The sequence below is a fragment of the Aerosakkonema sp. BLCC-F183 genome, from assembly GCF_041929145.1.
GTDB lineage: Bacteria > Cyanobacteriota > Cyanobacteriia > Cyanobacteriales > Aerosakkonemataceae > Aerosakkonema.
Genome location: NZ_JBHFNU010000102.1, coordinates 232,954 through 250,491 on the forward strand (window position 1 = coordinate 232,954; position 17,538 = coordinate 250,491).

16 protein-coding genes are annotated in these 17,538 nt (G+C 46.5%); 7 read left to right on the forward strand and 9 right to left on the reverse strand.

Annotated elements, in window-relative coordinates; all coding sequences use genetic code 11:
- Nucleotides 1-41 precede the first annotated feature (41 nt).
- A complete protein-coding gene (locus ACE1CD_RS30125; protein WP_374800267.1) occupies nt 42-1,232 on the reverse strand; it encodes an RNA-guided endonuclease InsQ/TnpB family protein in 1,191 nt (396 codons plus the stop codon).
- A gap of 248 nt (nt 1,233-1,480) precedes the next feature.
- On the opposite strand from ACE1CD_RS30125, the gene rpsD reads away from it, so the two are divergent.
- Nucleotides 1,481-2,089 (forward strand): 30S ribosomal protein S4, encoded by a 609-nt coding sequence (gene rpsD, locus ACE1CD_RS30130; RefSeq protein ID WP_374800269.1) that lies wholly within the window; start codon nt 1,481-1,483, stop codon nt 2,087-2,089.
- Between the two features lie 70 nt (nt 2,090-2,159).
- Here the strand turns inward: rpsD and moaA are convergent, their stop codons facing one another.
- Both moaA and ACE1CD_RS30140 read right to left on the reverse strand, forming a co-directional pair.
- Complete coding sequence (gene moaA / locus ACE1CD_RS30135) at nt 2,160-3,146, reverse strand: GTP 3',8-cyclase MoaA (RefSeq protein WP_374800271.1); 987 nt, start codon at nt 3,144-3,146, stop codon at nt 2,160-2,162.
- Nucleotides 3,147-3,995: 849 nt separating this feature from the next.
- Nucleotides 3,996-5,522 (reverse strand): MFS transporter, encoded by a 1,527-nt coding sequence (locus tag ACE1CD_RS30140; RefSeq protein WP_374827113.1) that lies wholly within the window; start codon nt 5,520-5,522, stop codon nt 3,996-3,998.
- 158 nt (nt 5,523-5,680) lie between these two features.
- On the opposite strand from ACE1CD_RS30140, the gene ACE1CD_RS30145 reads away from it, so the two are divergent.
- Nucleotides 5,681-6,454, forward strand: coding sequence for an RNA-guided endonuclease InsQ/TnpB family protein (locus ACE1CD_RS30145; RefSeq protein ID WP_374800275.1), 774 nt, complete (start codon nt 5,681-5,683; stop codon nt 6,452-6,454).
- Between the two features lie 81 nt (nt 6,455-6,535).
- Nucleotides 6,536-7,735 (forward strand): pentapeptide repeat-containing protein, encoded by a 1,200-nt coding sequence (locus ACE1CD_RS30150; protein ID WP_374800277.1) that lies wholly within the window; start codon nt 6,536-6,538, stop codon nt 7,733-7,735.
- Nucleotides 7,736-7,888: 153 nt separating this feature from the next.
- On the opposite strand, the gene ACE1CD_RS30155 is transcribed toward ACE1CD_RS30150, so the two are convergent.
- Entirely contained in the window at nt 7,889-8,221 is a 333-nt protein-coding gene (locus ACE1CD_RS30155) for an STAS domain-containing protein (RefSeq protein WP_374800279.1), read from the reverse strand.
- A 351-nt stretch (nt 8,222-8,572) separates the two neighbouring features.
- Between ACE1CD_RS30155 and cbiD the strand changes: the two genes are divergently transcribed.
- Nucleotides 8,573-9,763 carry a cobalt-precorrin-5B (C(1))-methyltransferase CbiD gene (gene cbiD / locus ACE1CD_RS30160; protein WP_374827114.1) on the forward strand — a complete coding sequence of 397 codons (1,191 nt, stop codon included), beginning with the start codon at nt 8,573-8,575 and terminating at the stop codon, nt 9,761-9,763.
- 146 nt (nt 9,764-9,909) lie between these two features.
- Nucleotides 9,910-11,517 carry a glutamine-hydrolyzing GMP synthase gene (gene guaA / locus ACE1CD_RS30165; protein WP_374800283.1) on the forward strand — a complete coding sequence of 536 codons (1,608 nt, stop codon included), beginning with the start codon at nt 9,910-9,912 and terminating at the stop codon, nt 11,515-11,517.
- A gap of 419 nt (nt 11,518-11,936) precedes the next feature.
- On the opposite strand, the gene ACE1CD_RS30170 is transcribed toward guaA, so the two are convergent.
- Entirely contained in the window at nt 11,937-12,863 is a 927-nt protein-coding gene (locus tag ACE1CD_RS30170; RefSeq protein WP_374827115.1) for a cation diffusion facilitator family transporter, read from the reverse strand.
- 241 nt (nt 12,864-13,104) lie between these two features.
- Here ACE1CD_RS30170 and ACE1CD_RS30175 point away from each other — a divergent pair, with 241 nt between their 5' ends.
- Together ACE1CD_RS30175 and ACE1CD_RS30180 are read left to right on the forward strand one after the other, a co-directional pair.
- Complete coding sequence (locus tag ACE1CD_RS30175) at nt 13,105-13,461, forward strand: hypothetical protein (RefSeq protein WP_374800287.1); 357 nt, start codon at nt 13,105-13,107, stop codon at nt 13,459-13,461.
- Nucleotides 13,462-13,618: 157 nt separating this feature from the next.
- Nucleotides 13,619-14,011 (forward strand): hypothetical protein, encoded by a 393-nt coding sequence (locus ACE1CD_RS30180; RefSeq protein WP_374827116.1) that lies wholly within the window; start codon nt 13,619-13,621, stop codon nt 14,009-14,011.
- A gap of 392 nt (nt 14,012-14,403) precedes the next feature.
- Here the strand turns inward: ACE1CD_RS30180 and ACE1CD_RS30185 are convergent, their stop codons facing one another.
- The 4 genes from ACE1CD_RS30185 to ACE1CD_RS30200 all read right to left on the reverse strand — a co-directional run bounded on the left by ACE1CD_RS30185 (nt 14,404) and on the right by ACE1CD_RS30200 (nt 17,322).
- Entirely contained in the window at nt 14,404-14,643 is a 240-nt protein-coding gene (locus ACE1CD_RS30185) for a DUF4327 family protein (RefSeq protein ID WP_374827117.1), read from the reverse strand.
- A 387-nt stretch (nt 14,644-15,030) separates the two neighbouring features.
- A complete protein-coding gene (locus tag ACE1CD_RS30190) occupies nt 15,031-16,569 on the reverse strand; it encodes a glycoside hydrolase family 3 N-terminal domain-containing protein (RefSeq protein WP_374827188.1) in 1,539 nt (512 codons plus the stop codon).
- Between the two features lie 56 nt (nt 16,570-16,625).
- Nucleotides 16,626-17,063 (reverse strand): 30S ribosome-binding factor RbfA, encoded by a 438-nt coding sequence (gene rbfA / locus ACE1CD_RS30195; RefSeq protein WP_374800295.1) that lies wholly within the window; start codon nt 17,061-17,063, stop codon nt 16,626-16,628.
- 52 nt (nt 17,064-17,115) lie between these two features.
- Entirely contained in the window at nt 17,116-17,322 is a 207-nt protein-coding gene (locus ACE1CD_RS30200; protein ID WP_374800297.1) for a DUF751 family protein, read from the reverse strand.
- Nucleotides 17,323-17,538 lie beyond the last annotated feature (216 nt).

Sequence of the window (17,538 nt, forward strand, 5' to 3'; positions counted from 1 at the left end):
CATGGTTAAAGTTAGATAAACCTCTGCCAATATAAAATACTCTACCCCGCCTGACGGCTGGGGGTCAGGTTTTCAGTAGCCCTAAGCACAACGTCCTGCAATGAACAAAACAATGTACTTGAACCTCCAGGGTTGTTTATAAGAACCCCCAATTTAGCAATATTGTTTGCGCCATTCTCATCAGCATCACCAACCCAGCTGCAAGGCACATTCAGGCAACTAAATTTCTTTCCCTGTCTATTACCCAAGACGTTACAGACATGACAGGTTTTAGATGTGTACCTTGGCTCGACCAGATGTACTTTGACGCCAAACTTAATTCCTTTGTAGAGCAAGAACATCCGCAGTTGGAAGAATGCCCAACTATTGATGCGGCGGCGTTCGGTCTTAGAGCGTGGCAGGTGATTAGTCCGCTCCCTAATGCCTGTCAGATCCTCCAAAGAGATGGCGAGGGTTTTTGTTTGACGCTGCTGAATAAGCCGATAAGAAATGGTATGGTTCAGCCAAGTCTGAAATCTTCTCTCGCGTCCACTCAACCGTTTCAGGAGTTGTCTACATCTTCTGCGACTGCTCCGAGTGCCTTTGGACGCACGGGATTGCAAAGAAGCTCTAACACGACTGTATTTGTCTCGGATTTGTGTTATCTGTTTGCCACTGAACTTTTCTCCAAGCGATGTAACGGCAATATCAGTACGACCCAAATCGACGCCCAAAACACTATTTGTATCTTGCGCCTGGGGCGGTTTAGACTCCAACTGAATTTGCAGGTAGTACGAACCATCCGGTCGCTTTACCAACACTGCTGCCTTGGGGGATTGTCCTTTCAGCAAGGAGCGTTGGTAGTTACCAATTAACAGACGAAACCGTTCCCGACGCTTCAACATCGTCAATGTGACTGTCCAATCCTCCTCTATAAAAGTGAAGATGCGACTGTCGTAGTTAGCAGATGTAGGAGCGAACTTCTTCACCTTTTGTCCCTTCAGTTTTGCCGTTTTGCGGTTAGCACAGACACGCCTAATGGCATGGATGGTCAACTGAGCAGGTAGACCGCAATCATGCCTCGCTGCCTTGTAAATCAACGCTTGGACAGCTATCTGATTGGTCAACTTTTCTGGAGTGTTGCGGTTAATGTACTCACAGCAATTTGCAAAGCCTTGCAGTACTGCTTCCACCTTCTCAACTTGGTGGGGCAGCACTTCCAGTTTGCAACTGACTGTGAGAACTTGGGACATTTTCAAATAGTGAAGTTTGCTGAGCTTAGTATACCATCTATGGCTAAAAAAGAGGGCATCGAACCCTCTTTTTTAGCCGCTCCTACTCCCCACCCTAAGAGGGTGGGGAGTAGGAGCGATTCGTTGAATTTTAATCAAGAGAATGGTGACAGCGTAGCAGATTCGATCTACCTGGTTGATATTTGCACTAAAAGTTTGCGATACTAGAAAATCTGGCTATTATATTGAGGATCTAGAGAGGAAGCGAGATGTCGCGATACAGAGGCCCACGCCTCAGAGTTGTTCGTCGCTTGGGAGACTTACCCGGCTTAACTCGGAAGTCGCCAAGACGTGCTTATCCACCCGGTCAGCACGGTCAGAACCGCAAGAAGCGTTCTGAATATGCTATTCGTTTAGAAGAAAAGCAAAAGCTTCGCTTTAACTATGGTTTAACGGAAACCCAGCTGCTGCGCTACGTCCGCAGAGCCCGTCGCGTGACCGGTTCCACCGGACAGGTGCTGTTGCAGTTGCTGGAAATGCGTCTGGATAATACGGTGTTCCGTATGGGTATGGCTCCCACCATCCCAGCAGCCCGCCAGCTGGTAAATCACGGTCACATCACAGTGAACGGTCGCGAAGTCAACATTCCCAGCTATAGTTGCAGACCCGGAGAAACGATCGGTGTCAGAGACAGGGAAAAATCCCGCAAGCTGGTGGAAGCTAACCTGCAATACCCCGGTTTGGCAAACCTACCCAGCCATTTGGAGTTTGATAAAAACAAGCTTGTTGGCAAGGTTAACGGTCTGGTCGAACGCGAATGGGTGGCGCTACAAATTAACGAGCTGCTGGTGGTTGAGTACTACTCGCGGCAAGCCTAACGATTTTGGATTCCCAATTTTGGATTTTGGATTCAATCCAAAATCCTCTCATCCAAAATCTAAAATTGTCTCAGCCGCCAATTTGCGACATGGTGCGAGTATAAGCACCAGTCGTTCCCGAATAGCGCTGTTTGAAGTTAATCTCTGGTTTAATCGCCAGTAGCTGAGAAACTCGATCGCGTAATTCATCCGTACTAACACCAGCACGGAGTGCGCTCTTTAGGTCAATTTGTCCGCTTTCGTTTAACAAACACGGACGCAACCAACCATCTGCCGAAAGGCGCATCCGGTTACAGCGATCGCAAAAACATTCCGACATCTGACTGATAAATCCTAACGTCCCCTTGGCTCCCGGTATCTTGAACACATCGGCAGGGCCGTTACCGCGAACTTGCCCTTCTGTCAAGCCCCAGCGAGCGCGGATGTGCTGTCGTAACTCTTCGGAAGACACCCAACCGCGATTACCAAATAGTTCGTTATTGCCAATCGGCATAAATTCAATAAAACGAACGTGCCATTCTCGATCGAAGGTGAGAGCGGCTAAATCGAGAATTTCGCGATCGTTCACATCCGGAATTATGACTACGTTCAATTTCAGGGGATCGAACCCGACGCGATACGCAGCTTGAATACCCTCCCAAACCTGCTGCCAGCGCGAGCGACCGCGATTGCCGACGATTTTATCAAAAGTATCTGGGTTTAGGGAATCCAGACTGATATTAATGCGTCGCAAACCGGCATCGTACAAATCTTGCGCCATTCCAGCGAGTAAAAACCCGTTGGTAGTCATCGAGATATCTTGAGTTTCGGGAAAAGATGCGATCGCCCTTACCAACTCTACAACGCTCTGACGCAGCAAAGGCTCTCCTCCTGTCAGGCGAAATCGCGTAAATCCCACAGGTACAAACACTTCCTCAATCAGGGTGAGCAGTTCTTTGTCGGTCAACAGGTGTTGCTGCAAGATGTAGTTTAGCTCTGCCCCTTCCGGCATACAATACTGACACCGGAAATTGCAGCGATCGATTAAGCTAATCCGGAGGTAATCAACTTGGTTCATGTTTTGATTTTGCTCAGTTTGCTGTACCTAAAGAAGCCTCGCCCCAACACGGGTTTTCTTATGTAGCCAGAAAAAAAGGTATAAGCGCTAGATTTTCAGGCTTAATTACTATGGTAGAACTGTTATGAAAGATAAGGGTGTTGTGTGCGATCGCCTTTCCCGATCGCTCATAAAACTTATGCAAAATTTGAAATAGTATCCTGTCCGGTAGTATCGGTGGTACATGAATCATGTTGAGGATTGTCTGCACTGAATCGTTGGTTAAATTTTCACCACAGATGTAAACAAATAAACACAGATGAACACAGATGTGAGCGCAAATTTTTCTGCAACCTATGTAACCAAACACGATATAACCGGGTTTTTATAGAATAAGCAAAATTGGAACTTCTGTTATCAAGTTAACAAAAAAAGGAGGTTCTCTTTGTTACGGGAGAGCCTTCGTTTTGGATTGGTTTGCTCAAATATGGCAACCGCGTTGGCGGTTAAGGCATTCTGAATTCCTGAAACCCTTGATTCTAAAGACTTCTTCCCCTAGTCCCTAGCCCCGACACCCTAGTCCCTAGCTATATCGCCTTTTTTAACCAAAAAACCCTGTTGCTTGAAGGAATAGACATCTCCTTTCAAAGAATGGAGAGAGGTTTTATGAAACGTCTCGATAAGGGTTACAGTTCACGCACCTTGAATTTTTGGAAATGTCTAATAAACCTCTCCAAAAATTCTTGTGGGCTAGGCATCCTGCCTGACGATTGAGATTCTTTTCTGGAGATGTCTAATGAATGAATAGGTGTTCTAATTCCTATTTATTTTAGTTTCTTCAACTACTGCAACAGGAATTAGTTGAGATTTTTAGCCTCTTAAAAATGCGGGTGAAAGACAAAATTGTTTGAACGATCGCATCACCTGAATTAGCGACTGACTGCGTTGCTCCCGCACAAACAAAAGAGGTACCAGAGCCATTAAGCGCAAAACAGCCGAAATCGCGAAAAGTCCGAGCAAACCGCCGATATTGGCAAAATGGGCTAGAAAACCAGCAGCAGTTGTTGCCATAGCACCGGCGACGCCACCGACAGCAGCTGCGATCGCAAAATAGTTAGTTTGATTTCGAGTCGGTGCTATACTCATCTGGATATTGTTGTTGCATAAATCAATAGCTGCCCAAGTTCCACCAGTGAACAAGTGTAATAGCGGTAGCCAGAACCAAACACAAAAGCTATTATTGCTAGTTCCCAGCCAAAATAAAGGAGTCACCGCCACCAAAATACCAACTAATAGTAAAAGAGGACGATTGCCAATTCGGTCTGCCAACTTACCCCACACAATGAACATCAGCAAATTAGCCCCAGCTGATAAGCTGTTATAGAGCGTTACCAAACTAACATTCATGCCTAAGTCATTTAGCAGGTAAAAGTCGAAAAACGGACTGCTGAGGTTGGTGGCAAATGTCCAAAACCCAAAAAACAGCAAAAATCTCAGAAAATTATGGGGAATTGGGGACTCGGAACTAGGAACGGGGGGCTGGGAATTTCGGAAGTTTTGAGTTAAAGAATTTTCTTCTTCCCCTATTGCTGGACTCCCCTGCTCAAGAGTTCCCCTGTTCCCTCGATCCTCAATAGCGGACTGTTCCTGGGGATTGATATCCACCATAAATATTTGACAGCCCAGACTAATTAGGCCAAATACAACTCCCAATAACAAGAGGAGACCGTAACCGCGAATCATACCGCTGGGCCAAGCTGACACCACTAAACCCAGTAGAGGTATAGAGATCAGCTTTGTCAAGTTAGCGGCACTATTGCGAATACCAAAATATCTTCCTCGCAACCGCTCAGGAACCAAAGTAGCCATCCAACTCAACCAAGACGGAGATCCCAAAGCTGTGAGTAAATTGCTTGCCACGACTGTAGCGAGCGTCCATCTCAACAAATCGTGCTGATGAGCTTCGCTACGGCTGACAAACCAAATCCCCAGAGCTAAAATTAGCCACAGCAGCCGCGACGGGCCAAAAATCAGCATCCCGTAGTTACGGCGGCTGGTGCTTCGCCCTGCCAGATAAGCGCCCACCGGTTGCAAAAAATTCACCAACATCGGAATTGAGGACAGAATGCCAATCTCCACTGAGGAGGCACCCAGTTGCACCAAGAAATTACTTAGCAGAACGCCACTGGTAATATTGCCGAATAAGGCAGCAAAGACACCATCCCAAGTAGACGCGCTCAAGCTCGATCGAATTGCTTGTTTGGAAAATTTGACCGGAATATTGTTGGGCTCTACTGTCTCTGTTCCCTTGACGAGCTCTACAATTTCATTAGATGGAGAAGATATTTCAGAAACAAATTTGATTGTAGAGCTATACAAATTGGAAAAGGCAACCACTTAATTCCTCGCTAAAACAAAGATAACCTTCTAGCTTTGTCCTGGAAGGTAGGGATGACATAACGATAGATGGGAGGTTTTGGCTGGGCAGCTTGCTCCAGAAAGATATGTTTCTCAATCTATCGAAACAAAAATAAAACTAAGTTATCTGCCTCAAGATGAATGTAAAAAGAGCTTCGGATTGGTATGTCAGTTTTAGATACGAGCTAGAAGCCAAACCATCGACAAAAACAAGGCAGCGTCTTGGAGTAGATATTGGCATCAACTCCTTAGCCACTTGTGCCGATGGTAGTGTTTTCCCTTCTGTGAAAGCTTACCGTCAAACCAAAAGAAAACTGGCGCATCTACAACGCTCAGTATCGAGTCAGCTTCAAGGCTCTCTGAACAGAAGCAAAGCTAATCTGAAAGTAGCTAGGCTACACCGAAGAATAGCTAATATTAGACAAGACGCACTGCATAAGTTGACTTCTTGGTTAGCTAAGAACCACAGCGAAATAGTCATCGAAGATTTGAATATCTCCGGGATGCTCAAGAATCATCGCTTAGCTAGTGCGATTGCTGATAGTGGTTTTTATGAGTTCAAAAGGCAACTAGAATACAAAGCTAGTTGGTGTTGTGCAACCGTCATTAAAGCGGACAAATTTTATCCAAGTTCTCAGATTTGTAGCTGTTGCCATCATCGACAAAAAATGCCATTGTCAGCACGGATATTCAAATGTGTCAACTGTGGCATTGAATTAGATAGGGATTTTAATGCTAGTGTCAATTTAGAACACTGGCATCCAGAAATTGATTATCCTTTAACCGTCAGTTCGACGGGGATTGCTTGTGGAGGGTCACACCAACTTAATGGCACTGCCGTTAAGGATTCGATGAAGCAGGAAGGAAACGTCAAACTTTCTAAAATCAGACTTTCCAGGTCTAGTGAGTAAGTTTGAGTAAGTTTTCCAGAACGGAAGCATAAGAGTAGATAGAAAACGCAAATACGGACAGAAAAATAGGGGTTGAGTAGCATGGCAAACGAGCAACAGTTGGCTTTGCTCAAAGAAGGGGTAGATGTGTGGAATGAATGGAGGCAAAATAATCCGCAAATACAACCCGATCTGAGTGAAGCGGAACTGGAACAGCACGATCTGGGTGGGATCAACCTGATGGAGGCAAATCTGCGCTCTTGCAATCTCAGCAGTGCTAACTTAATGGGAGCAAATTTGCGCTTTTGCGACCTGAGCAGTGCCAATCTCAGTCAGGCGTACCTAAGCAATGCTGATTTCTTTGAGGCGAATCTTTGCGAAGCCAATCTCAGCGAAGCTTATTTGTTTGAGGCGAATTTGAGCCGGGTAAACCTAAATGGGGCAGATCTGCAATGGGCATACCTGGGTCAGGCAGACTTGTCCGGAACTTACACGATCGAAGCTAACCTAAACGAGGCAGATTTACGGGGAGCGTACTTACTGGGCACAAATCTCAGCGATGCGAACCTACAAAGAGCAAACTTGAGCGGAGCAGACTTACAAGCAGCTGATTTGCGTCGGGCAAATTTGGACGGAGCAAACCTGATGGGAGCAAGGTTGCTGAAGACGAATTTTGAGGATGCAAAGTTGACAAATTGTGCAATATATGGAATTTCCTGTTGGGAATTAAACTTGCAAGGTGCAAAACAGTCGAATTTGGCGATCGCTCCTCCTGGTGAAACAGCGATCGTCGTTGATAATCTGGAGCTGGCTCAGTTTATTTATTTGTTGCTCAATCAAAAGAAAATCCGCCAACTGATCGATTCTTCGGCCTCGGAAGTAGTATTGGTACTGGGTAGTTTTCTATCTCAGGAGCGCAAGGATATTCTGGAAGCAATTCAAGATCGCCTTCGCCTTCACTGCTATTTACCTGTAGTGTTCGCACTAGACTCTTCAGCAAATCGCGACATTGCAGATACTATCTCCTGTCTGGCTAAAATGGCTCGGTTTATCCTTGTTGACTTGACCGACACCAAAAATATTCCCCAGCAATTGCAGGATATTCTGCCTCAACTAGAGCGCGTGCCGGTGCAGCCTTTCGTGCAAGCAAAAGCTGGGGAATACCCTATTTTTGAGAACTCTCAACTATCTTGGCTACTCCCAACCTATCGGTATCGCGACTTGAAGGATCTGATCGATTACCTGCAAGAAAAGACGATCCCGATCCTCGAAGTGAAGGCAGAAAAACTAATAAAAGATTAAAATAACGACTGGCCTCATCTATTGCCAAGCAGATGAGGCTAGTATAGTTAGTAAAAAAGTTTCAGCCCGATCCCGTAGCGTCAACCGAATGATGATTTGTGTGAGTCGATCTGACAGCGACACCGCGTCTGTCGTCTTGCCAGGGATCGCTCGCTACACATACTGGCGAACGCACGCAGCTTCAACAGCTGCCTGAGTTGCTACATCCATAAATCGCAAGGATAGCGTCTTACCCAAAGAAGCGGCTCTTTTCAGCCCAGAAATCAGACTGTTAACTCCCTCTGCTTCCACGTTGTCTACCCATAACAGATCGACAACTACAGTGTCAGATGTTAATTCCAGAGCTTGTTCTAGCGCCTTTGTGAAAGCTGGGCAGCTCATATTATCGAGACAGCCATTCGGTCTCAGCACAACGGTGCGGGGCCGTCCAGTTTCTGTTGTGTTGACTAGATGAGGAAAATTAGGGAAGTCCATGAGGGGTTCCATCGGAAGCTCCAGGACGTAGTGGTGGAAATTTAGGCGTCGGGTTGGGAGCCTCGCAAATTATACTTTTGATGCTCTCATTCCCTAAAGTGTAAGGAATTCTTGGGCTCAGATTGCCTTTTCAAATTTTTGTAAGGACGAAGCTTTAAATGCGTTGCCCGTACAGTTTGACATTCTGATTTGTCTAGTATTTCAACTAGCACCTCAAGAGTAAATCGGCGCAAAGCCGTACCTTACTCTTATAGAGTGAAGCAAAACTGTGTTTCTTGGTTTGCGATCGGTCACCATAAACCTATGATTTAAATCACACCGATAAACAATCCAAAATCCTGGCATCCAAAATCTAAAATTGACATGACTTTACCCCGTTCTGGATATACCTTACCTGTGTTTGCCTGTGCTGGTGCGATCGCCGCCCTGTTATGGTTAAAGGAGCGCAAACCTGTTCCATCGGTGTCAGTCGATTTGATCGAACCCAGCCAAATCGTAGAAATCCCAATAGAGCAGGTGAGCGGAATCAAAGAGGGGGAAGCTTTGGCGATCGCGTGCAGCGATCCTGGCGATAACCTCGACCTTACTCGCAACACACCGATCTGGACACTGGTGGAATTTTGCCAGGAAGCAGAAGAGCAGATTGTCATCAAAGGCGGTGAAGGAATTGGGCGAATAGTTGATGCTGGTGGAGAAGCTGCAATATACAGCTATGCCAAACGACTTTTGCGCCAAAACCTAGAACCTCTGCTAGAACAGGAGTCAAAAATTCAGGTGACGATCGTTTTACCGGAAGGGAGATCTCTGGCAAAACGTACCTCCAATGCCGCTTTTGGGGTCGTCGATGGACTTTCCTTGCTGGGTACTACAGGTATTTCCGCGCCTTTAAGTGCGCCCGGTCAGTTGGAGGCAAGCCTTACAGAATTACGAGAAAAAGCCAGCAAATTAAGGCTAGAGGGGGGAGGAAATTCAGAAAATACTTCATTATCCAGTCCGCAGCCTTCCATTTTGGTTTTTTGTGTCGGAGAAAACGGTTTAGACTTAGCTCGACAATTGGATATTCCACCAGAGAGGCTGGTAAAAACTGCCAACTGGTTGGGGCCAATGTTAGTAGAGGCGATCGTGCAGGGCGTTAAAGGAATTTTATTATTTGGCTACCACGGTAAGCTGATTAAATTGGCTGGCGGCATTTTTCACACTCACCATCATCTTGCTGACGGACGCCTGGAAATTCTTACCGCTCACTGCGCCCAAGTGGGTTTACCGACACCCGCCTTACAAAAGGTGTTTACTAGCGCAACAGCTGAAGACGCTTTGAAATATCTGCGAGATTTGGATGCCCAAAGCGCCAGCAATTGGGTGAATTTGGTTTATAGTTCGATCGCCCTCGCCATCGATACGCGATCCCAAGCTTACATTCGCACTCACACCGAAAACGATGTTTGTGTGGGATCGGTTTTGTTTGACCGCGATCGTCAAATCTTTGTCAAAAGTGAAATGGGTTATGCCTTGCTGTCTGCATTGCTGGGTTTTCATACTGCGAGCCGCAATTAGTCATGTTAAGTAGTGGGCAGAATTAAACTAACTGTGAGAAATGCTTAATAGTTAATGCTGATAACCAAAAAGAGAAGTAATAAGCAGAGTGCAGTATAAATAGATATATTGGGACATTCTTAAGCTCTCTTTTTTGGATTTATTCAGTGACACTCCAGACATCTCAACCGATCCCTACCGAATCTTTGGCACAGTTGGATCGCCAGATAATTATAATTCTGGATTTTGGCTCTCAGTACTCCGAGTTAATCGCTCGCCGGATTCGGGAAACTCAAGTTTATTCAGAAGTCCTTTCTTATCGCACTACTGTCGAACAGCTACAAGAGATTAATCCAAAGGGGATAATCCTATCTGGAGGCCCCAACTCGGTTTATGATGCAGGGGCACCCCATTGCGATCGCCGGATTTGGAATTTAGGCATTCCCATTCTGGGTGTTTGCTACGGGATGCAACTGATGGTGCAACAGCTGGGTGGGGAAGTAACGCGAGCCGAGCGGGGCGAGTATGGCAAAGCGTCGCTTTTGATTGACGATCCCACGGATTTGCTCACAAATGTAGAAGATGCGACAACGATGTGGATGAGCCACGGGGACTCTTGTAGCATCTTGCCATCGGGTTTTGAAATCCTCGCTCATACAGAAAATACTCCCTGTGCGGCGATCGCCCATCATGAGAAAAAGCTCTATGGCGTGCAGTTCCATCCGGAAGTGGTTCATTCGGTTGGCGGTCAGGCTTTAATCCGCAACTTTGTATATCACATTTGCGACTGCGAACCGACTTGGACTACTGCGGCTTTTGTTGAGCAAGCGGTGCGAGAAGTTCGGGCTAAGGTTGACGATAAGCGGGTATTGCTGGCTCTTTCTGGCGGCGTTGATTCTTCCACGCTGGCGTTTTTGATGCACAAGGCGATCGGCGATCGATTAACTTGTATGTTCATCGACCAAGGCTTCATGCGTAAACATGAGCCTGAGCGTCTGTTGAAGCTGTTTCAAGAACAATTCCACATTCCGGTAGAGTACGTCAATGCCAGAGATCGTTTTTTGGCTGCGATCGCTGGAGTTAGCGATCCGGAAGAAAAACGTCGTCGCATCGGTCACGAATTTATCCGCGTTTTTGAAGAAGAATCAAGACGCCTCGGCCCCTTCGATTATCTGGCCCAAGGCACTCTTTACCCGGATGTGATCGAATCAGCAGATACTAATGTTGACCCCAAAACCGGGGAACGGGTAGCTGTGAAAATTAAAAGCCATCACAATGTCGGTGGTTTGCCGAAAGACCTTCGCTTTAAGCTGGTAGAACCTTTGCGGAAATTGTTTAAGGATGAAGTTCGCAAAGTCGGTCGTTCGATCGGCTTACCAGAAGAAATTGTACAGCGTCATCCTTTCCCTGGCCCAGGATTGGCTATTCGGATTCTGGGTGAAATCACAGCAGAAAAGCTGGATATTTTGCGGGACGCTGACTTGATTGTGCGCCAGGAAATCAACCGCCAGGGAATGTACAGCCATTTGTGGCAAGCTTTTGCTGTTCTGTTGCCTATCCGCAGTGTAGGGGTGATGGGAGATCAGCGCACTTATGCTTATCCGATCGTCTTGCGCTTTGTCAAAAGTGAAGATGGGATGACAGCGGACTGGGCGCGAGTGCCTTACGATTTGTTGGAAACTATCTCTACCCGCATTGTCAACGAAGTACCTGGGGTAAATCGCGTGGTGTACGATGTTACCTCTAAACCGCCCGGAACGATCGAGTGGGAATGAGATTGAATCTGCTTCGATTACCGAAAATAATAGGTCTAAAGCCTCGCCCTTCCAGGGTTGGTGAGGAAACTCCTCAATGTAAGCCGAGGCGGGGAAACAGGAAACCCAAACAGTGATGTTTAAAATCCCCGTCCGTTCACGGCGGGGAGAATGTCAACCAGGTTATTCATTCGTAGGGAGTGGGGGAGCTTAGGTCGCGGGAGAGTTCTTGAGCGAAAGAATTAATATTTTCCTATTTTCCCCTAACCCCTAACCCCTATTTCCCTTTTTCCTCTTCCTTGTCCCTCTTGTTTTTGACTTTTAACTTTTGACTTTCTCTGGGCTCATTTCGGGTGGGTAATTTCTTAACTTTTTGTGGAAAAACTGCAAAATATCTGTGGAAAAGTCGGTGTTGCTGTGGAAAACTACCTGTAATTTTATTATCGATCGTAAGTGATCCGATCGGATTTGTAGGTAGGCGGTTCGACGTGAATTAAGACCCTTACCGGGCTAAACCGTTCTGCCAGACGCGCTTCTACTTCTTCGGTAATTCGATGGGCTCCTTCCACATCTTGGGCGTTCACAATCAGGTGCATTTCGATAAACACTTGTCTTCCTACGACTCCTCTGGAAGCAATTTCGTGGCAGTTGATCGTTCCTGGAACTTGCATGGCGATCGTATGAATAGCCTCCGGTGCGATCGCCATTTCATCCACCAACCACGGTAGATTTTCTGTCAAAACCGACCAACCGCTGCGAAAAACTAACAAAGCGACTGGAAAAGACAAAATCACATCCAACCACTGAAGTGCGGGCAGATTTAAAACTCGTGCCTGCCAAACGCCAATCAAACCCAAAAGAACGGTAATCGTTACCCAAACATCGCTCATGGTATGCTGGGCGTCTGCAACTAGAATCGGACTGCCAACTCGTATCCCAACATTACGCTCGTAGAATGTGACAAAAATATTGATGCCCAAAACAATCAGGAGTATCCACAGTTCGGGTGCCGATATTTTGACTGGTTGCAAACCGTGTTGAAAGCCTGCGATCGTTCGTTCTATTGCACCTTTAAGAATTTCAAAGCAGGCGACTCCCAAGAAGGCAGCTATTCCCAATGCCCCCAGAGCATCAAATTTCTGGTGTCCGTAAGGGTGGTCGCGGTCTGGTTTTGGAGAAGCCAAGCGGCTGGCAACCAGTCCCAAGACGTTGTTGGCGCTGTCGGTGACGCTGTGCAGGGCGTCTGCCAGCAAGCTCAGGGAACCAGTCCACCACCCTACGCTTGCTTTGATCGCCATTACTACTAAGTTAAGTAGTAAAGTGATCAGCAAAACTTTTCGCACTTCAGAGCGGTTATCTAAAACCATGACGCTATTGCTTCTCTACGATAATTCTCTCGCCTCCAGTGTAGATCTCAGGCACAGGAACAGGATAGTTAAAACCCTTGCCTTATCAGCATTTTAGTTGTATTAACACCTATAATTACTTTTGGTTATTGACATTATTTTTAATTAATAGTGAGTGCTTTGCTTGATTTGATGGACAACCCCTTCCGTAAAGCGACCATATCTCTTAGCATTAATAGGAGTATGTAAAGATTAATTGCTAATGTCATCTTCTCAACTTAGACTTAACCTGGGAGAAGGTTCTGTTTCCTTTAGCTTCACTCCAGAAGCGGCGCGGGAACTACAAGGTGCGATCGCCCAGTTGATGGAGCGCTTGAAAGCAGTTAGCGCTCACGCGACTGGCGGCGGTGGCGGTAAAGCCAGTCCCCAGAAACCTATGGAGTACCAATACACAGGTGAAGTGTTCCTCGAAATGTTCTGCAACCCCAACATCTGGCCCACTCCGTTTGCTGCCAAAGTCTTGATCGCGCTTCGGGACGATCGGATTCGTCTGAGTACCGAAGCAGAACTGACTCGGATTACCGAGGACATCAACGTTTATCTCGAACAGTTTGGTTGAGTGCTACTGCATATCGGTAAAAATAATTTACAAATTTGGCTGTGAGCGCTCAATACTGTAAACTAAAAACGACTGCGGCACACGGTAAAGCAGCTGTTGCGGCTTCAAGATCCTTGTGTTGCTGTTTGCAAACGCCTGTTCCGAGATGAACTTGCCGATGAACTCAGATAACCCGATTGAGCTACTGCAAACAGGATTTCGCGTCTCTCTGGGCGCAGCCGCTTCCCTGATTGAAAGTGTGACGGACTCTCAAAAGCGAGAGGAAATTATTTCTAAAGTTAGTAAGTCCGAGTTTGGCCAACTAACTGATGAGTGGGCGAAAAAAGGGGAACTGACTGAGCAGGAAGCTCGCAATTTCGTTGAATCCCTTTTAAATCAAGGCAAAAATCAAACGCCGACTGAGACGCCTGCACCGTCTACAGATCCGAGCGAGATACCTATTTCCGCAGATCCTCCCGAAGTGCAGCAAGAGCTACAGGAACTGACTGCACAAATTGCGGCTATGCGTGCGGAACTGGAAAGGCTGAGAAATCAAGATTCCCAGTCATGAATTTTCTGTTTCTATTACTCCTTGACAAGGTTAACTTTATATGCTGAAGAAGTAGAGTTTTGAGTAGAGCGCCATTGGCCAGAACCCAAAACGACAAAATTTTTAAGTTTTGTGAAGTTGCGAATAACCAGCCAGAGGCGATCGCCTCTGGCTGGTTCATCAGTTTTATGTTTGGATATTGAGACATTCTGCAAGTGCTAACAGACTTAATCTGCGGTTACAATTCCGCTTTGGTCTAAAAGAACAAAGGTTAATTAAGTGTGTCTGATGGCGGTTAGCCTAACCGAGTGTAAGCAGGCTTCAGCCTTCCGGCACATTTTGTCAAAAATCACCGACAAAAGATAAGGTATCTAGCCCAGACCCAATTAGGAAAGAAAGACTAGAGGCTGGCTTTAATCGTTCTGCCATTCTTCCCGACCCATTAAATCGGCAATCCGATCCCTAAGCAAGTAGTTACACTTCTCCAACTCGCACTCCACCCAAGCCCATTCACGGGCAGGAATATACTGGCAGAGGGTGTAGATGGGTTGCTGACGGCTAACAACTCCTTTATGCACGAGACGACGCGCTTCTTCTTTGATGACATCTAGAGAGTATTGAACCGATATAGCTGACACCAGGTTTACGCTCATTGTATTCACTCTTAAAGTATTCAGAAATTGTTGGTCGGAGAGTAGATAGTTTGTAGCTGTATATACTAAACTCTTTTCATTTTTACGCTATCTGCTCCTCTATTATATTAACAAATGTTTCAAAAGTCATCAAAGCTTGACTTTTTTCCGGAGTAAATTTACAGGTGTTTGCCACTATTGATTTTCCTGGCAATCTTATGGTAATGGGTTTAGGATTGGTAAACATTGGGTAATGCCCACATTAAGCCACGTTAAGCAGGTATCCCAGAAGCCTTTCTGATGCTGCCATACGCTGAATGGGAGTTCTAAAAATAGGTTGATGGAGAACTTATCCCTCTTCAGAGGGATAAAGAAATAGAAAATTAAATCTTTATAAAGAAAATAGTTTTAGATCCCAAATAATGCTTGCAGCGCGATCGCTTGTGCTGCCGAAATCTGCCCAAATGAGTAGACGCAAGGTATATCTGGTGGCAGATATTGTAAAAACTTATTTTTAATATAAGGACTACCGTAAACTACCAGAGCTTGCAATTCCCCAGTTGTTAATAAATTTTTAAACCAATCTTCTGCCATTTGGGTTAAGCCGGCGCTGCCACGAAAGGGATTGCCACGCATAAATACTTGTAACAGAGTCGGCTGAGGGCGATCGGAAGTAGAGATCGGCGTATGGCCATCGCATAACTGAGTTGTGTATCCTCTCTCTTGGGGTATAACGATCGCGGGTGCTTGGCGATCGAGGAATTTACAGTCTAGCAGATTGTCAACAACTATTAAGTTACGTAAATTGATTAAGTTTTCTTTCGGTAAAGGTACAGAACCGAAAACTTGACAGCTGTCGCGCAAGATGGCATTGACTGTGGCGAGTGCTGCGGGACTAGCTAGTTGGTGCAGGAAGTTGGAGGGGGAGAAATTCTCGTTTCCATCTGTCTGAGTTTGGGACGAGAAAACTTTCGACTTTGCTTGCCAGATGCGTTCCACAGAAGCGCGAATCCGTTCCGGGGAGATACGTCCGGAGTTGACGGCATCGCAGATCGCGGCGATCGCACCTTCGGGGTCTAATGGCATCAGTAGAATATCGACACCCGCTTCCACTGCCAAAACCGGTGCTTCGTTCACACCGTAATCATTGGTAATCGCACCCATCACCAAAGCATCTGTGACGATTAAACCTTCAAAACCGAGATTTTGGCGCAACTGACCTGTCAAAATGGAGGGAGACAGAGTTGCGGGTAACTTGTTATCCCAACTGGGGATCAGCAAGTGAGCGCTCATCACCGTATCTACCCCAGCTGCAATCGTAGCAGCAAAAGGCGGCAGTTCAACTTCGGCTAGCCGTGCGGGGGAGTGAGGAATTACAGGTAATTCTAAATGCGAATCTACAGCAGTATCGCCGTGTCCGGGAAAATGTTTGGCTGTGCTTAAGACGGGATAGCGTTGCGTACCTCTGATAAAAGCAGACGCCAGTTGAGAAACGACAGCGGGTGTTTCGCCAAAAGCGCGAATATTGATAACTGGATTATCGGGATTGTTGTTAACATCCACAACAGGAGCTAAAACCCAGTTGATTCCGATCGCAAGTGCTTCTTGGGCAGTGATGGCTCCCATTTCCTCAGCATAATGTTGAGCGAGGCTGGGATCTTTTTCCGCAATTGCGCCTATTGCCATCAGTGGCGGAAACCATGTAGCCGCAGAAAAGCGCTGTCCGACACCTTCTTCGATATCGGCAGCTACGAGTAAGGGGATTTTGGCCCAGCTTTGCAGTTGTTGCGATCGCAGTGCCAATTCCGCCGCACTACCCCCCAGCAAGATTACACCACCCACACCAAGATTACTGATGAAATGCTGTAACTTAGCTGCCGGTGGTTCCCATTGAGGATACTTGATTTGATGGTCGAACAAGTAACCAGAGGCGCGTACTACCACCATTTGGGCTACCTGTTCTGCCAGGGAAAGTGTATTTATATCGGGTAATTGAGAAGATTTCAAGTTTCTTCCTCTTCCTCCACCGATACTATATTATCCTTGCGATCGTGATTATCGTTCTCCTCTGGGAGAGGATGGTCGCGCCGTTCTTGCTCGATGCGGTTGAGCAGAGATAAGATGCGATCGCCTCGTTCTAAGGATTTATCTTCCACAAACACGACTTCCGGCGTCCGACGCAGACGCACGCGATGACCGAGTTCCCGACGGACATAACCAGTCGCCGCCTTTAACCCAGCCATTGTTTCTACTTTTGCTTCTGGAGTGCCATAGATACTGACAAATATCTTGGCGTGCTGAAGGTCTCCCGAAACATCCACATCCGTCACACTCACCATACCTGCACCCACCCGGTCATCTTTGATGCCGCTAAGCAGCATTTGGCTGACTTCGCGCTGTATTAGTGCAGCAACGCGGGAAACCCGACGATCTGTAGCCATAACAATACCCTGCCTGTTTGGCAGTAATGAATCATACCTCTCACCATCGTAACTAAACCGGGCTTAAACCCAGCATCGCTCTCAGGGTCAGGGCAACAAAAATTAAGCCTGCAATAAAAAAGCTAATGAGGGCGATCGCTGTTACCGGACGCTTCAATAACGGGGCTAACCAACCGAACAAGAAGAAGAATATACCCGTTATCACGGTAACAAAGTACGTGCCATAGCGATATACGTTTTGCCAAAATCCATCCAACATCTGTATAAAGAGGTGTTAAGCGCGACTGCATCTTAACTGGTAGCATTTGTGGGTCAGTTCGGCAAGTCGATATTGCCTTCAGCTACGTTTTAGGTACATTGTTGCGCTTTAGCGCCCCGCCCCTACAAATCAAAATAAATCGCATAATTACCACAAAATCCGAAATTTGTCAAAAAGCATGGGCGATCGCACAGGTACGTAGTTGGGCTTTAGCCC